Below are 14,810 nucleotides of genomic sequence, written 5' to 3'. Positions count from 1 at the left end.
GCCTGTAGGCCGTTAACTACTTCAAATTTGAAGAGATACAGCCCGAATTTGATTATAACGATTATAAAAAGTATCATCAAGAGGAGTAGAAAAAAATGACAAGGCAGGTGCTCAGACATGGAACAGCAGGTCCGGGAACAATGGGATAAATTCAGCGAGCTATTATTCAAAATCAAAGGCTATTATGAAGCAATTGGACTTCTGGGCTGGGATCTGCGTACAGGCGCACCCCGCAAAGGCGTAGAGACCCGCTCTGCTACGCTAGGTATGCTGAGTGCAGAGGCATTCAGACTCCAGGTATCGGAGGAAATCGGGGCGTTCACAGAGTATTTCAGCCGCCCGGAAGTAGCAGAGCAGCTAGATAGTAATCAGAATAAGATTGTGAAGGATACCCGCAAGGAGTACCAGCGCAGCAAAAGCATTCCCTCCAAGACCTTCGAGGAGTATTCTGTTCTCACCGCCCATGCGCAGACGATCTGGGAAGAGGCTAAGGATGATAATGATTTTGCCTCCTTCGAGCCTTATCTGAGCAAGATTGTGGCCTTCAAACAAGAGTTCATTGATTATTGGGGTGTACAAGGCTCGCGGTATGACACACTGCTGGATATGTACGAGCCGGATTTGACCGTGGATAAGGTGGATGCGATCTTCACCCGTCTGCGCAGCCGTCTTGTTCCGCTGGCTGAAGCGATCAATGCTTCGCCGAACAAGCCGGACACCGAATTCCTGAGCCAGATCTTCCCTAAGGAGCAGCAGGAGAAATTCGGCCTCTTCGTACTCGAACAGATGGGCTATGATTTCGAGGCAGGACGTCTGGATGAGAGTGTGCATCCGTTCGCTACAGGGCTGAACCCCGGCGATGTCCGCATTACAACGAACTATCTGCTCGATAATGTGACCAGCTCAATCTTCAGCTCACTGCATGAGGGCGGACATGCCCTGTACGAGCAGAATTTCGGGGAAGAGCTGATTGGTACACCGTTGGCACAGGGCGCCTCCATGGGAATTCATGAATCCCAGTCCAGACTGTGGGAGAATATGATCGGCCGCAGCCGGGCTTTCTGGCAGCGTTACTACGGCGATCTGCAGCAGCATTTCCCGGAGCAGCTTGCGAACGTGGAGATGGAAGACTTTTACCGGGCGATCAACAGTGTAGGCAATTCCTTCATTAGGATCGAAGCCGATGAGCTGACGTATAACCTGCATATCATTGTGCGCTATGAGATTGAGAAGCTGATTTTCAATGAAGGGCTTGAAGTGAAGGATCTGCCTAAGACCTGGAATGCGAAGTATCAGGAATACTTAGGTATTACACCGCCTACGGATGCGCTTGGCGTACTGCAGGACGTTCATTGGTCCGGTGGAGACTTCGGCTATTTCGCTTCCTATTCTCTGGGTAACATGTATGCGGCCCAGATGCTGAACACTCTGCGTAAGGAACTGCCGGAGTTCGAAGAGCTGATTGCCGCGGGCAACCTGCTGCCGATCAAGGAATGGCTTACAGACAAGGTATACCGCTACGGCCAGAGCCTAACCCCTTCGCAGATTATTGAGCAAGTTACAGGCGAACCGCTGAATCCTGATTATCTGGCAGATTATCTGGAAGCGAAGTATACCGAGCTGTACCAGCTTAAGTAAGCTGGAAGGACTTCAGGGAAACGGCTATAATAGAAGGAAACCGCAAGACGGAAGGAATATGGTATGGCAAATACTCACACTTACAGCCGCAAGGAAGAAGTAGCAAATGCGGTTACACACGGGATCGGCGCTCTATTAAGTATTGCTGCGCTGGTTCTGCTGATCGTATATGCTGTTCAGAACGGCACAGCCTGGCATGTAGTCAGTTTCTCCATTTACGGCGCTACTATGCTGATCCTGTATTTTAATTCAACGATGGTGCATAGTCTCAGAGACGGCAAGGCGAAGGACTTCTTTGAATTCCTTGACCACTCTTCGATTTACTTATTCATTGCCGGAACGTACACCCCGTTTATGCTGGTGGCGATCCGCGGACCTCTGGGCTGGACGTTATTCGGTATCGCTTGGGGAGTAGCGGTATTCGGTGTCTTCTTCAAGGCCTTTTTCGTCAAAAAATTCCTGTTCATGTCCACCGTCTTCTACATTGCGATGGGCTGGATGATCGTAATCGCCTGGAGCCCTCTGTCCCAGGCCGTCGCCAGCGGCGGGATGACTCTGCTGATGATTGGCGGACTGCTGTACACTCTGGGCACCGTGTTTTATGTATGGCGCGGCTTCCCGTATCATCATGCGATCTGGCATTTATTCGTGCTTGCGGGAACCGTTCTGCACTTCTTCGTTGTATTGTTATACATCCTGCCTATTCATTAATGGTGGAGGTATGAAGCGGGAATGGTGCTGGATTTCAGCGCCGGAATGCAGGTTTCGGGCAAAGTGAAAGATGACAAGTAAAAAGACTTGACATCTTTCTTTGTTTTCGGTATCATAAGGGACGTTGTGAAGCTGTAAAGTGTTTTTCCTTGACGAAGGGAGTGCCCTTAATGAGTCAGGAGAATAGGCTCGAGAAAACCAACCGGATCAACCTGTTATTTGCTTTCTATGAACGGCTGCTTACTGACAAGCAACAGACGTTTCTCAAATATTATTTCCATGATGATTTCTCCCTGGGGGAGATCGCAGCGGAATTTGAAATTAGCCGCCAGGCTGTGTACGAGCATATCAAGCGGGCGGAGCAAGTGCTTGATAATTATGAAGAGAAGCTTGGACTCCTGTCCAAGCATGAAGAACGTAACAAATACTTAGAAGAACTGCGCAGACTGCCTGATACGGTAATGCTGCCTGAGCAATATAAACAGCAGTTCATGGAACTCATGGACCGGCTGCAGAGGTTAGAGTAGGAAGAAGGGAGCGAGCCGCCTATGGCATTTGAAGGATTAACCGGAAGATTGCAGAATGTGTTCAGCAAACTGCGCGGCAAAGGGAAAGTATCCGAAGATGACGTAAACGAAGCGATGCGTGAAGTGCGGCTGGCCCTTCTGGAAGCCGATGTTAACTTCAAGGTCGTCAAGGACTTCGTGTCCAAGGTGAAGGAGAAGTCCATCGGTACGGAAGTCATGGACAGCTTCACGCCAGGCATGGTCATCATCGATATTGTTAATAAGGAATTGACCGAGCTGATGGGCGGAAGCCAGGCGAAGCTGGCTAAGTCGAACAAGCCGCCGACGGTCATTATGATGACGGGTCTGCAGGGCGCAGGTAAGACGACCACTTCTGGTAAGCTGGCGAAGCTGCTGCAGAAGGGCAATCACCGCCCGTTACTCGTAGCCGCCGATATCTATCGTCCGGCTGCGATCAAGCAGCTGCAGGTGCTGGGAGAACAGATCAAGGTTCCGGTCTTCTCGCTGGGTGATCAGATCAGTCCTGTAGAGATTGCCAGACAAGGTGTTCAGCATGCGAAGGATAACAACCTGGATTATGTCATCGTCGATACCGCAGGCCGCCTGCATATTGATGAAGAGCTGATGGAAGAGCTGAAGCAGATCCATAACGTGGTAACTCCGGACGAAGTGCTCCTGGTAGTCGATGCCATGACCGGTCAGGATGCCGTGAATGTGGCGGATAGCTTCAACAAGCAGCTGGAGCTTACCGGCGTAGTGCTTACGAAGCTTGACGGCGACACCCGTGGGGGTGCTGCGTTATCCGTCAAGGCGGTCACCGGCTGCCCGATCAAATTCGCCGCTCTTGGCGAGAAGATCGATGCACTGGAGCCGTTCCATCCGGAGCGGATGGCTTCGCGGATACTTGGTATGGGCGACATGCTGTCGCTGATCGAGAAGGCGCAGGCCAACATCGATACCGAGAAAGCCAAGGAAATGGAACGTAAGATGCGTAATGCAGAGTTCACGTTCGATGATTTCCTGGAGCAGATGGATCAAGTGAAGAAGCTTGGCCCGATCGACCAGATTCTTGATATGCTGCCTGGCATGAACAAGGCCAAGGGCATGAAGGACCTGAAGGTGGATGATAAGCAGATGGGCCGCGTCGAAGCCATTGTTCATTCCATGACCAAGGCCGAGAAAGCCCAGCCAGAGATTATCAACCACAACCGCCGCAAGCGTATTGCAGCAGGGAGCGGTACCAACGTTGCTGAGGTGAACCGGCTCATCAAGCAATTCGATGAAATGCGCAAGATGATGAAGCAGTTCTCTGGCATGATGGGCGGCGGAGGCGGCAAGGGCGGTAAGAAGAACGCCATGAAGCAGCTCAAGGGCCTTGCCGGTAAAGGCGGAATGAAATTCCCCTTCCGTTGATCTTAATCTTTACGGTTTAATGTTTAGGTTTAGCTTTAAGTTTTAGGTTTACCCCTAGATCTGATATAGTACAACATCAGAAGATCGAGTAATCTTTTGATCTTGATCTTTTGACCTTGATCTTAATGTTTAAATCTCTTCCCCTCGTTACCAGGGAACGCCGCCAGTCAAGCGTATCCCGCAGGGAGGAAAAGCGGTCTTCCCCCGAACTCATTCCAAGTCCCGCCAATCTGAACGCATACGCTAGTTGCACTTAGCGGGTGTCCAGAGGGCAGAGCCCTTGTGGCCCTCCCTTCGGGAAGGGAGGGTTTGGGAGGGATCGAAAAAGGGTTTATCTTAAACTATCCCCCTATATTCCGATATTCTTTTAAGGAGGTGAATTTCGTGGCAGTACGTATTCGTTTGAAAAGAATGGGAGCACATAAAGCGCCTTTCTACCGTGTAGTGGTTTCCGATTCCCGGTCTCCTCGTGACGGCCGTTTTATCGAGGAAATCGGTTATTATAATCCGATCGAAGTACCGGCAGTCGTTAAGATTGACGAAGAGAAGGCTCTTAAATGGCTTCAGACAGGTGCACAAGCATCTGATACCGTCCGCAACCTGCTTTCCAAAGCTGGCGTGATGAAGAAGTTCCATGAGTCAAAGCTTCAGAAATAATGACTGATTGCGAGGGTCCTCTATGGAAGAATTAGTTGGTGTTATTGCTAAGGCTTTAGTGGATCATCCGGAGGATGTGGCCGTGCGGACCGTGGAGAAGGATCACCTGATTGTCTATGAGCTCTCCGTGCATCCTGATGATGTCGGTAAGGTCATCGGCAAGCAGGGGCGGATCGCCAAAGCGCTTCGTACCGTAGTCACATCTGCAGCAGTCAAAAGTGATAAACGCGTTACCGTGGATATTTTATCTTAAGGATGCGCACAAGGAGGGGCTAGGGATAGTATATCCCGGCTCCTTTTTGTTGAAAATATAAGAATTTATAAGCTACACGCGACCAAGGTGAAGGAGATGAACACATGACTGAAGAGTTAACCGTAGGCAGGCTGGCGAATACGCACGGTATTCGCGGAGAAATTAAAATCCTGTCGCATACCGATTTCCCGGAAGTGCGGTTTGCACCCGGCAAAAAGCTGCTGCTGATTCCCGCAGACGGAAGCCCGAAATTCGAGGTTACGATAGAATCAGCGAAAGAGCATAAAGGGATGTATATCGCCAAGCTCAAGGGGTATACGAATATTAACGAGATTGAGAAATACAAAGGCAGCCTGCTTAAGGTGCCTAGTGACGATCTGGTCGAGCTGCCGGAGAACGAATATTACTTCCACCAAATCGTAGGCTGCGAAGTCTACACGGATGAAGATGCCAGCCAGCCGCTGGGGACGATTACGGAGATTCTGCAGCCCGGAGCCAATGACGTCTGGGTCGTGAAGCCGGCGAAGGGTCAGGATATTCTGATTCCGGTCATTAACGATGTAGTGTTGGACGTAAATATTGCGGCCAAAAAAATCACCGTGCATATCATGGAAGGGCTGCTTCCATGATCCGGATTGATGTGCTGACGCTGTTCCCGGACATGTGTGAAGGCGTCTTCGGCACGAGCATTCTCGGTAAGGCCCGTGAGAAAGGCATCGCTTCGCTGAACACAGTGAATTTCCGCGATTTCTCGGGCAACAAGCATAACAGTGTGGATGATACGCCTTACGGCGGAGGGGGAGGCATGGTACTGAAGCCTGACCCTATTTTCGCAGCGGTGGAGCATGTGCTGGCTCAGAGTAGTAATAGCGGGGAGGAGGGGAACGCTGCTGAGGACACAGCGGCGATGAAGCCGCGCATTATTCTGATGTGTCCCCAGGGCCGGACGTATAACCAGCAGATCGCCGAAGAGCTGGCACAGGAGCAGCATCTGATCTTCATCTGCGGTCATTATGAGGGTTATGACGAGCGAATCCGTGAGCATCTGGTGACGGACGAGCTGTCAATTGGGGACTATGTGCTGACCGGCGGTGAACTGCCTGCCTTGACCGTTATTGATTCAGTAGTGCGGCTGCAGCCGGGGGCACTGGGTAACGAGACCTCCGCAATCGCCGACTCCTTTAGTACCGGGCTGCTGGAGTACCCGCATTATACCCGCCCGGCAGAGTTCCGGGGCTGGAAGGTCCCGGACATGCTGCTCAGCGGACACCATGCGAATATCGAGGTGTGGCGGCGTGAACAGGCGTTGCAGCGTACCCTTGAACGCAGACCGGATCTGCTGGAGACGGCTGAGCTGACGGTGAAGGACAAGCAGACGCTGAAGCGGCTGCAGGAGCAGGCAAGCCTTCAGAAGAATTAACTGTAAATTTGGGCCTGAATAGAGTCATAGCTGGCGTCTTCTTAACGTATATTACGTTAGGAAGGCGTTTTTTGCTGTGTACTGAGAACCGGGAACAGGAATTGCGAACTAGAACGGATAGCAGAGTAGAAGTTTTGCCAGCAAAATAAATACGAGCAGATGTGCGTCAATACCCTTTTTCTAGGGTAATGAATAGAGGCGCCGCAAGTAGACATGCAGCTATAGACGCAGCTAGCTTAATTATCGAAAGGAATGACTGAAGTGACTACGAATACGCATGAACCATTCAAGCCAGCCGTGGACACTGTCCACAAAGAGGCGGAGCCGCTCCGCACGGTAAACGATATTATTGATTTTTATAAGAATCGTAAATCGTAATCTTATAATCCAAGAAATGAATTAGACCCTGGAAGCAGGTTCAATAGGCTCAGTAATACAGCAAATTCCACAAATAACCGCTGAAGACAGACGAACCCCAGGTTCGCAGGCTTTGGCGGTTATTTGTTTGTTGGAGTTCGAAGAGTGCGGGCAAACAAAAAAAAGACCGTCCGAAGACGGTCTCTCTACCCGAGGCGCTAGTTTGAAACTTTGCTCCGTATCCCGCGCCACCAAGGCTAAAACATTCAGCCGTTGGTCCGGGTAAGGGATACGTTCAGCATGTCATGCTTGATGTGAACGCACCTCCTTTCCTTGTGCCAAGAGTATAGCACAGCTTTTACGGAAAATCCATTAAATTTTAATGACGTGCAAAAAATATTGAACTCAATAAAAATACTAAACTCTATTTGAAACTGCTGCAATAGTGAGGTATATTTATAGTATAAGCAGCAAGTAACCGCTTTCTGGCATATTATTCATTAGATGAACGTATCTTAATCGTAGGGATGCGGTATGGATTGAATTGTCGGGGTATAGCGCAGCCTGGTAGCGCGCACCCTTGGGGTGGGTGAGGTCGCAGGTTCAAATCCTGTTACTCCGATTATTTCCGTTTTCATATAACGCAAAAAACACTTCCGTCAGCGCATCACGCTCTGTAGGAAGTGTTTTTATTTGGAGGGTGAGACTCATGTGTTGTTGAGCTAAAACTTGCCCCTGTCTCTATCCCGGCGGGTAAGCATGATGACTCCCGTAACCAGTGAATACAAGGCAACAACCATAAGCAATACAATGGCCCAAGTATAATTGCGCACCGTGTAGGTGAGCGAAGCGAAAATGATAAACCAGGCGATCCGCAGTACTCCTTCATTAATGAAACGTCTGCTTGCTGTACTCATGATTCCTGCCTCCTTATGAATTGTAGAAGATTGTTCACAACCGTAAGCGGTTAATTGTTTTTGTTACTTTAATATTACCCCCTTTTACATAAAATTGATACACAATGTTCACAAGTTCTTCATTTCACAACTGTTTTTATTATAGACAGCTGCTGCGTGACTATAGCCGTTACCGGCTTATCCCTCCCCTCATAAGATACAGAAACACGATTAAGGAGGAAACAGCAGATGGAAGCTTATTATAATTGTCTCCATTGCAAGGAAAAGCGTGTGCGTATTTTGACCACTGACGGCAAACGCCATGAAGGAATTATTGTGGATGTGGACCGGAATAATGTGTATCTGAAAACAAAAGGCAATGGAAAAATGCAAACCTCGGCATTCTATCCGGGCGGTGCGGGGAACTACTATGGCGGCTATTATGGCTACGGCAGCCAGATCCTGACCTTAAGCCTGTTTACGCTTCTGGCGATCGCCCTAATCTGACGACTGCCTGAACAACACAAAAGTGGGCTCCTGGAAGTCAGGGGGCCCACTGATCTGGCTAAAGGGTGAAATGCGTTCAAGGCTGAAGCTACTGGTTAACGGATATGGCTCCAATCTGCGTGGTTAACGACACCAGCGGTCCACCGCCGTTATAATCCTTCGATTTACCGTTGTTAGCGCCGGAGATGTGGCCGAGTTCACTGCGGGCTTTGACCGTACATTCGGTGGATGCTGACAGATCGGCGGAGATTCTTCCGATATCGCTCTTAGCCTTAAGGCTGCTGCCCTGGTTCATACCAGCCACCCCAAGCTCAATACTTCCCGTATTCGACTCCACACTGGACTTGCCTGTGAAGGTGGTGTCTTGAAGGACGATGCTGCCGACATTGCTGACGATATCAAACGTTCCCTTGAGTCCACGAAGCTTAACGGCTCCTACATTATTCTCAACCTCAAATCTGCTGACCGTATCCGGAAGCTCGATTACATAATTTATACTGAAATTGGAATCCCCGTATTCTTTCTGGGCCCAGTCCCAGAGACTCTTCTTCGGGCTGTCTGCGCTGTGAGTGGTGACGGTCAGGGCGTCCCCTTTATGTTCGATAGATACCTCCGCATGATCCAGCACGCCTGCTACCAGCTTGTGGCCCGTCTGTTCGTGAACGATGACGGTAGCCTTGACTTCGATTTTGTCACCTGAAGCGGGCACTACTACAACTTCTCCCACCGCATTATCCAGCTTAAGGACGGAAGCAGAATCAACAGGCAGGGAGGTGGAGAATTCCCGGCTGATTCCGTTGCTGTTCATTTGCTCTTCAATCATACCCGTTGTGTTCTGGATTACGTCACTTACAGCAGCACTGGCATCGCTGAGACTCTGTTTCACGGCTTCTGCCGCTCCCTGCTTGAAGCTGCCAGAGATCGTCTGCTCCAATTGGTTATCTGCCGCTTCCTTGCCTGGAAGCTCCCGGCAGCCGGCTAATGCAATAGAGAATACGGCCATTGCTGCAATAATTGCTGTGCTGTGATGTTTCTTCATTATATATGTCCTCCTAAAGGCTTGATCATTTGCTTATGTATACTACGTATTATATATTATGGGAAAACACTGGATAACAGGCTGGCGGCGGGTTGTTCTACTAGACCAAAGTCCAGTACGCCTGTGACTACATTTCAACCGTTCATTATGTTACACTAGCGTTATAATAAGGACCGGAAAGATTAATCCTGACAGCTGGAGAGTGCCGGCACGGAAGCAGACCGTAATTCGGTCTGTTACTATTGTGACTGAAGAAGTCAGAGGGGCGGATGAATCCAATGCAATATGCAGCATTCTTGATTATTTTGTTGGTGGGTGCAGTTGTCTATACCGTGTACCGCAGCCGGATGAGCCAAGAACAGTCTGACCCCCCGAAGCAGGGCAAGGCCAGCAATGTGATCTCGATGGAAGGGCATCGTAAGGCCAAGCAGAATGCTGCGGATCAGCTATGCTCTTCCTGCAAGAAGAAGAATGGCAAGCTGATTTTTTATGCACAGGATGATGGAAGTGTGATCGGGCTCTGCAAGGATTGCAAGGTGAAGGCGAAGAAACGGGATATGCTGCCGCTTTAATGAATAAATATATGTTGCACTAGCCTATTCTTTGTGATAAAATTACTTTTGTTGTGTGGAATACGGTGGTCCTCTGCGGATAATGAGGGAGAGCAATGGCTCTCCGGAAGAGGCAAGAACACCTGTACGGAAGGAGGAAGTCCTTAATGAATATCCTACAAGCAATTACACAAGAGCAACTTCGTACAGATATCCCGAGTTTTCGCCCGGGTGACACTTTGAAGGTGCATGTAAAAGTTATCGAAGGAACTCGTGAGCGTATCCAGTTGTTCGAAGGCGTTGTAATCAAACGTCGCGGCGGCGGTATCGGTGAGACTTTTACGGTTCGTAAAATCTCTTATGGTGTTGGTGTGGAAAGAACATTCCCAGTCAACTCCCCTAAACTCGAGAAAATCGAAGTGGCTCGCCGTGGTAAAGTGCGTCGTGCGAAGCTGTATTATCTTCGTGACCTGCGCGGTAAAGCTGCAAGAATTAAAGAAATTCGTCGCTAGAATAGTGACAAGGGAAAGGGGCTTGAATTCAAGCCCCTTTCGTTTATTTCTTTGATCTCCATGAAAATCAATGAACTTAGACATATGTGCCTTAGGAACAGCTTCTCCGAAAAGGCCTCCTGAAGGAGTATTCGCGGGGGAGTTTTTGGCAGGAGCTTTTTTGTATTGTATAGTGGAGATAACAATTGATGGAGAGGACGGTGAACTATGCAGCAGGATTTGCAGCAAGGGCAAGGTGAAGTTATTGAGTCTAACGGCCAGAGCCCCCGGAAGCCAAAGAATGAAGTCCTGGAATGGATTAAAGCGATTGCGATTGCATTGGTTCTGGTTATTCTAATACGCTGGCTTTTGTTCAAACCGTTTATCGTAGACGGTCCTTCCATGAAGCCTAACTTCCATACCGGCGAACGTGTAATTGTTAACGAAATTCTCTACGATATCCGTAAGCCGGAGCGCGGGGAAGTCATTGTGTTCCATGTGCCTTCAGAAGGCCGGGACTTCATTAAACGTGTCATAGGTGTGGCGGGCGACACCGTCAAGGTTGAAGGGGATGTCGTTACGGTGAACGGAGAGCCCGTGAACGAAACGTATATCCAGGGTGCCATTGATGATGCGCATAATAACAACATTTTGTATAACAATAAGAACTTCCCAAATGAGCAGTTTACGGACAACAAGGTGCCGGAAGGCCATGTGTTCGTGATGGGGGATAACCGCTCTGACAGTACGGACAGCCGGATGATCGGTTATGTGCCGCTAGGGGATATTGTCGGCCGTGCAGACCTTATTTTCTGGCCGGTGAAGAATATCTCATTAATAAATCATTAATTAACATTAAGTTGACAGAAGTCAAAGGAGGTGACGGCATTGGCCATTCAATGGTTTCCTGGTCATATGACGAAGGCTAGGCGGCAAATCGAGGATAAGCTGAAGCTGATTGATGTTGCAATAGAACTGCTTGACTCCCGTTTGCCGCTTTCCAGCCGCAATCCGATGATTGACGATATTTTGCGGGACAAGCCAAGGCTGATTATTCTGAACAAAGCGGATCTGGCCGATCCGGAAGCTACACGCAAGTGGCTGGCTTACTTCAAGGCGCAGGGTCATATTGCTTATCCCGTAGATGCTTCTACTGGCACTGGGATTAAGGAAATCCCGGAGCAGGTTAAGCTGCTGCTGAAGGATAAGATTGACCGGCAAATTTCCAGAGGCATTAACCCGCGCGCTATGCGGGCATTGATCGTGGGAATCCCTAACGTAGGCAAATCGACTCTCATTAACCGGATGGCAGGAAAAAGTATTGCGATTACCGGTGACCGGCCGGGGGTAACTAAGGGCCAGCAATGGATCAAGACCGGAGGTAATCTGGAGCTGCTGGATACGCCGGGGATTCTCTGGCCGAAGTTCGAGGACCAGGCGGTAGGCTATAAGCTGGCAGTAACCGGGGCGATCAAGGAAGAAATCCTGAATATTGAGGATGTCGCTTATTATGCGGTGAAATATCTGGTGAAGGATTACGGAAGCCGGTTCCAGGAGCGCTTCGGTATCGACAAGCTGCCGGAGGATCTGGAGAACCCGGACGAAATCGTGGCCGTTATGGAAGCGGTTGGACGTAAGCGCGGTTGTCTAATGAGCGGCGGCCGTGTAGATCTGGAGAAGGCTTCACGCGCGCTGCTGCATGAGCTTCGTGCCGGAAAGCTTGGACGCTTCACGCTGGAGACACCTGAATAGTAGAATGTAGTGTGGAATGGAAGAGCCATCCGTGAATGTGGGTGGCTCTTTTTTGCGTGTTCATACAACTTTTTTGGATTTGCGCAGTATTAATGAAGGGATTGTTGCATTTGGTGCAGAATTTTAAGATTCGGAGACTGGGATTGGTTGGAAATGAGTGCAAGTTCGAAGCTCTTTGGAATTCACGTTATGTTATATATATTCATAGGAAGATCATAGATGTAGCTTACTTTAATTTTAATGGGCAGGTGGAGAGACAGTGAGTGAGATAGATATGCTTGGGTATGAAAAAGAAGGCTGGGAGCAATCCTTCCGTCACATCGCGGGTGTGGATGAAGTGGGCCGGGGCTGTTTGTTCGGAGATGTGGTGGCTGCAGCGGTAATTTTGCCGGCGGGGCTGATTATTGAGGGTGTGGATGACTCCAAGAAGCTGACGGCAAAAAAGCGGGAAGCTCTGTACGAGGTAATTATGGAGCAGGCAGTGGCGGTAAGCTTAGGGCATGTGGAGGCGGCAGTGATAGATGAGATTAACATTAAGCAGGCTTCGCGTCTGGCCATGCGTCTGGCGGTAGAAGGGTTAAGCCAGCAGCCGGATTATATGCTGATTGATGCGGAGAAGGTGGACCTGCCTTTGCCGCAGCGCGCCATTATTAAAGGAGATGCCAACAGCCAGTCGATTGCTGCCGCCTCCATTGTAGCGAAGGTGACACGTGACCGGCTCTGTGAAGGCTTGTGGGAGGAATTATACCCGGATTACGGGATCAAAGTACATAAGGGATATGCTACCAAGCTGCACCGTGAACAAATTAAGGCACTGGGCGTAACTCCGATGCACCGGCGCAGCTTCATTGGCAATATTCTTGCGGAGCAGGAACAGCTATCTTTATTCTAAGTGTCATGGAGATAATCACAAACGAAGGCGAAATACCGATATAAATAGAAAGAAGGGAGGCGGACAACATGAACATCGGATCACTGGTTCGCGGTTTGCTCGGCGACAGCAAGGCGGGAGAAGCCAAATCTGTAGAGCTTAAGGAAGGTCAGGTTGTTCGCGGCGTTGTGCTAAGCGTATCAGACTCTGGAAAAGAAGCAGTGGTGCAGATTCAGGGGACGCCGGTACGGGCTGAACTGGAAACACCGCTGGCAGCCGGTCAGACGCTGAACCTGCAGGTGGGTGCATCAGGAGAAGGCGGCTTGCCGGTGCTTAAGCCGGTCTCTCTAGGGGAGGCAGCGATGGTCTCGCCGCAGAGTATGGGCGAGGCGCTGGAATCGCTAGGACTTGCCAATTCCAAGGCGGGACGGGAGATTGTTCAGGCGATGCAGGCCGGAGGGCTGGCTTTCACCAAAGAGACTGCAGCGAAGCTGGACGCAGTCATGAATGCCAAACCTCCCGGTGTGCCTGCTTCAGAGTGGCTGGAGGCGGCTGTAATCTCAGTGAAACGCGGCTTGCCTGTAACGGCTGAGACGGTGAAGGGGCTACAGCAGGCTGTATTCGGACCGAAGCTGCATGATCTGCTGGCGAAGCTGGAGACTGCGCTTGACGTCTGGGTGCAGCAAGGTGCGGACGGCGACGGACCAGGTCAAGCTGTGGGGAATAGCAGACCTGCGGCAGGGCTGCTGACAGGCGGAGCGAATGTGACTCTGGCTGGCAATACTCCAGCAGCCGGAGCTCTTCCGGGAGGAGTTAACGGGGCGAACGCTCAGGCAGCGCAAACCGGCAGTGCGGGAACTTCACAGGCTACCGGTGCTAATGGACAAGCTGCATTAGTACCAGCGGGAGATGAGGGACTTGGGGGAAGCGGGAATGCGGCGGGAGTGCGTGAAGGTGCTGGGAACGTGCCAGGAGTGCGTGACGGCGCGGGGAACGCTGCTGGAACGCGAGAAGGTGCGGGGAACGTGGCTGGAACGCGAGAAGGTGCGGGGAACGTGGCTGGAACGCGAGAAGGTGCGGGGAACGTGGCTGGAGCGCGAGAAGGTACCGGTGCCGTATCTGGAATGCGTGGCGAAGGTACGGGGAACGTAGCTGGAGCGCGTGATGGTGCGGGTACCGTAGCGGGAACGCGTGGCGAAGGCGCGCAGAATGCGGCAGGAGTTCGTGACGGCGCGGCAAACATGGGTGGAGCGCGTGACGGCGCAGGGAACGCCACGGGAACGCGTGAAGGCGCGGGAGCGCGAGAAGGTGCGGGAAGCGCGGCGGGAGCGCGAGAAGGTGCGGGTACCGCAGCTGGAGTGCGAGAAGGTGTTGGTGCCGCGGCGGGAGCGCGAGAAGGTGCGGGTAACGCGGCGGGAGCGCGAGAAGGTGCGGGTAGCGCAGCTGGAGCGCGTGAAGGTGCGGGGACCGCAGCTGGAGTGCGTGAGGGCGCGGGCGTAGCCGCGCAGGCGCAGAGCGCTGCGGGGCCTGCCCTGCTCGCGAAGCTGCAGGGCGTGCTCTCCGAGCTGCGCGGCAGTCTGCCGCAGCTCGCCGAAGCGCCGCCCGCCTCCGGCGCGGCGGGCGGCAGTGCAGCCCCTGCGGCGGCGCAGCCGCAGGGGGAACCCGCCGCCACCCAGGGGACAGACCCCTGGGTGGGGCGGATCTTGAAGCTGCTCGGTGCGGAGCAC

At 51.3% G+C, this 14,810-nt stretch carries 17 protein-coding genes and 1 tRNA gene; 16 read left to right on the top strand and 2 right to left on the bottom strand.

Features of this window, described 5'->3' with window-relative positions; translation table 11 throughout:
• Window positions 1–117: 117 nt before the first annotated feature.
• The 9 genes from ACFSX3_RS23260 to ACFSX3_RS23220 all read left to right on the top strand — a co-directional run bounded on the left by ACFSX3_RS23260 (window position 118) and on the right by ACFSX3_RS23220 (window position 7,598).
• Window positions 118–1,638 carry a carboxypeptidase M32 gene (locus ACFSX3_RS23260; protein ID WP_209992684.1) on the top strand — a complete coding sequence of 507 codons (1,521 nt, stop codon included), beginning with the start codon at window positions 118–120 and terminating at the stop codon, window positions 1,636–1,638.
• Between the two features lie 63 nt (window positions 1,639–1,701).
• Window positions 1,702–2,349: a PAQR family membrane homeostasis protein TrhA gene (trhA, locus tag ACFSX3_RS23255; protein ID WP_209992685.1), complete on the top strand. Its 648-nt coding sequence runs from the start codon at window positions 1,702–1,704 to the stop codon at window positions 2,347–2,349.
• A gap of 170 nt (window positions 2,350–2,519) precedes the next feature.
• A complete protein-coding gene (gene ylxM / locus ACFSX3_RS23250; RefSeq protein WP_209992686.1) occupies window positions 2,520–2,876 on the top strand; it encodes a YlxM family DNA-binding protein in 357 nt (118 codons plus the stop codon).
• A gap of 21 nt (window positions 2,877–2,897) precedes the next feature.
• Window positions 2,898–4,289, top strand: coding sequence for a signal recognition particle protein (ffh, locus tag ACFSX3_RS23245; RefSeq protein WP_209992687.1), 1,392 nt, complete (start codon window positions 2,898–2,900; stop codon window positions 4,287–4,289).
• Between the two features lie 384 nt (window positions 4,290–4,673).
• Window positions 4,674–4,946, top strand: a complete 273-nt coding sequence (gene rpsP / locus ACFSX3_RS23240; RefSeq protein ID WP_036701203.1) for a 30S ribosomal protein S16 — start codon at window positions 4,674–4,676, stop codon at window positions 4,944–4,946.
• 22 nt (window positions 4,947–4,968) lie between these two features.
• Window positions 4,969–5,199 carry a KH domain-containing protein gene (locus ACFSX3_RS23235; RefSeq protein WP_020432321.1) on the top strand — a complete coding sequence of 77 codons (231 nt, stop codon included), beginning with the start codon at window positions 4,969–4,971 and terminating at the stop codon, window positions 5,197–5,199.
• Between the two features lie 104 nt (window positions 5,200–5,303).
• Window positions 5,304–5,828, top strand: a complete 525-nt coding sequence (gene rimM, locus ACFSX3_RS23230; protein ID WP_209992688.1) for a ribosome maturation factor RimM — start codon at window positions 5,304–5,306, stop codon at window positions 5,826–5,828.
• The gene (gene trmD, locus ACFSX3_RS23225; protein WP_209992794.1) at window positions 5,828–6,619 is read left to right on the top strand and encodes a tRNA (guanosine(37)-N1)-methyltransferase TrmD; all 792 of its coding nucleotides are present in this window, start codon (window positions 5,828–5,830) and stop codon (window positions 6,617–6,619) included. The genes rimM and trmD overlap by 1 nt, the downstream gene beginning before the upstream one ends.
• Before the next feature lie 905 nt (window positions 6,620–7,524).
• A tRNA-Pro gene (locus ACFSX3_RS23220) sits at window positions 7,525–7,598 on the top strand.
• A 100-nt stretch (window positions 7,599–7,698) separates the two neighbouring features.
• Here the strand turns inward: ACFSX3_RS23220 and ACFSX3_RS23215 are convergent.
• The gene (locus tag ACFSX3_RS23215) at window positions 7,699–7,893 is read right to left on the bottom strand and encodes a hypothetical protein (protein ID WP_209992689.1); all 195 of its coding nucleotides are present in this window, start codon (window positions 7,891–7,893) and stop codon (window positions 7,699–7,701) included.
• Between the two features lie 228 nt (window positions 7,894–8,121).
• Between ACFSX3_RS23215 and ACFSX3_RS23210 the strand changes: the two genes are divergently transcribed.
• Window positions 8,122–8,379 carry a hypothetical protein gene (locus tag ACFSX3_RS23210; RefSeq protein ID WP_209992690.1) on the top strand — a complete coding sequence of 86 codons (258 nt, stop codon included), beginning with the start codon at window positions 8,122–8,124 and terminating at the stop codon, window positions 8,377–8,379.
• An 88-nt stretch (window positions 8,380–8,467) separates the two neighbouring features.
• On the opposite strand, the gene ACFSX3_RS23205 is transcribed toward ACFSX3_RS23210, so the two are convergent.
• Window positions 8,468–9,418, bottom strand: coding sequence for a hypothetical protein (locus ACFSX3_RS23205; protein WP_209992691.1), 951 nt, complete (start codon window positions 9,416–9,418; stop codon window positions 8,468–8,470).
• Window positions 9,419–9,696: 278 nt separating this feature from the next.
• Here ACFSX3_RS23205 and ACFSX3_RS23200 point away from each other — a divergent pair, with 278 nt between their 5' ends.
• From ACFSX3_RS23200 to ACFSX3_RS23175, 6 genes are all read left to right on the top strand, one after another.
• Window positions 9,697–9,990, top strand: coding sequence for a hypothetical protein (locus ACFSX3_RS23200; RefSeq protein WP_379256397.1), 294 nt, complete (start codon window positions 9,697–9,699; stop codon window positions 9,988–9,990).
• A gap of 146 nt (window positions 9,991–10,136) precedes the next feature.
• Window positions 10,137–10,481, top strand: coding sequence for a 50S ribosomal protein L19 (rplS, locus tag ACFSX3_RS23195; RefSeq protein WP_173133107.1), 345 nt, complete (start codon window positions 10,137–10,139; stop codon window positions 10,479–10,481).
• Window positions 10,482–10,688: 207 nt separating this feature from the next.
• On the top strand, window positions 10,689–11,309 hold the full coding sequence (gene lepB, locus ACFSX3_RS23190; RefSeq protein WP_209992693.1) for a signal peptidase I: 621 nt from the start codon (window positions 10,689–10,691) through the stop codon (window positions 11,307–11,309).
• A 39-nt stretch (window positions 11,310–11,348) separates the two neighbouring features.
• Complete coding sequence (gene ylqF, locus ACFSX3_RS23185) at window positions 11,349–12,212, top strand: ribosome biogenesis GTPase YlqF (RefSeq protein WP_209992694.1); 864 nt, start codon at window positions 11,349–11,351, stop codon at window positions 12,210–12,212.
• Window positions 12,213–12,486: 274 nt separating this feature from the next.
• Window positions 12,487–13,104: a ribonuclease HII gene (locus tag ACFSX3_RS23180; protein ID WP_209992795.1), complete on the top strand. Its 618-nt coding sequence runs from the start codon at window positions 12,487–12,489 to the stop codon at window positions 13,102–13,104.
• A gap of 68 nt (window positions 13,105–13,172) precedes the next feature.
• Window positions 13,173–14,810, top strand: a 1,638-nt coding sequence (locus ACFSX3_RS23175; protein ID WP_379313320.1) for a hypothetical protein, incomplete at its 3' end; no start/stop codon positions are given.

Origin of the sequence: Paenibacillus rhizoplanae, from assembly GCF_042684125.1 — a bacterium.
Taxonomy (GTDB): domain Bacteria; phylum Bacillota; class Bacilli; order Paenibacillales; family Paenibacillaceae; genus Paenibacillus_AQ; species Paenibacillus_AQ rhizoplanae.
The sequence above is the reverse complement of the archived record's forward strand: the minus strand, read 5'-3'. Positions and strand labels throughout refer to the sequence as shown.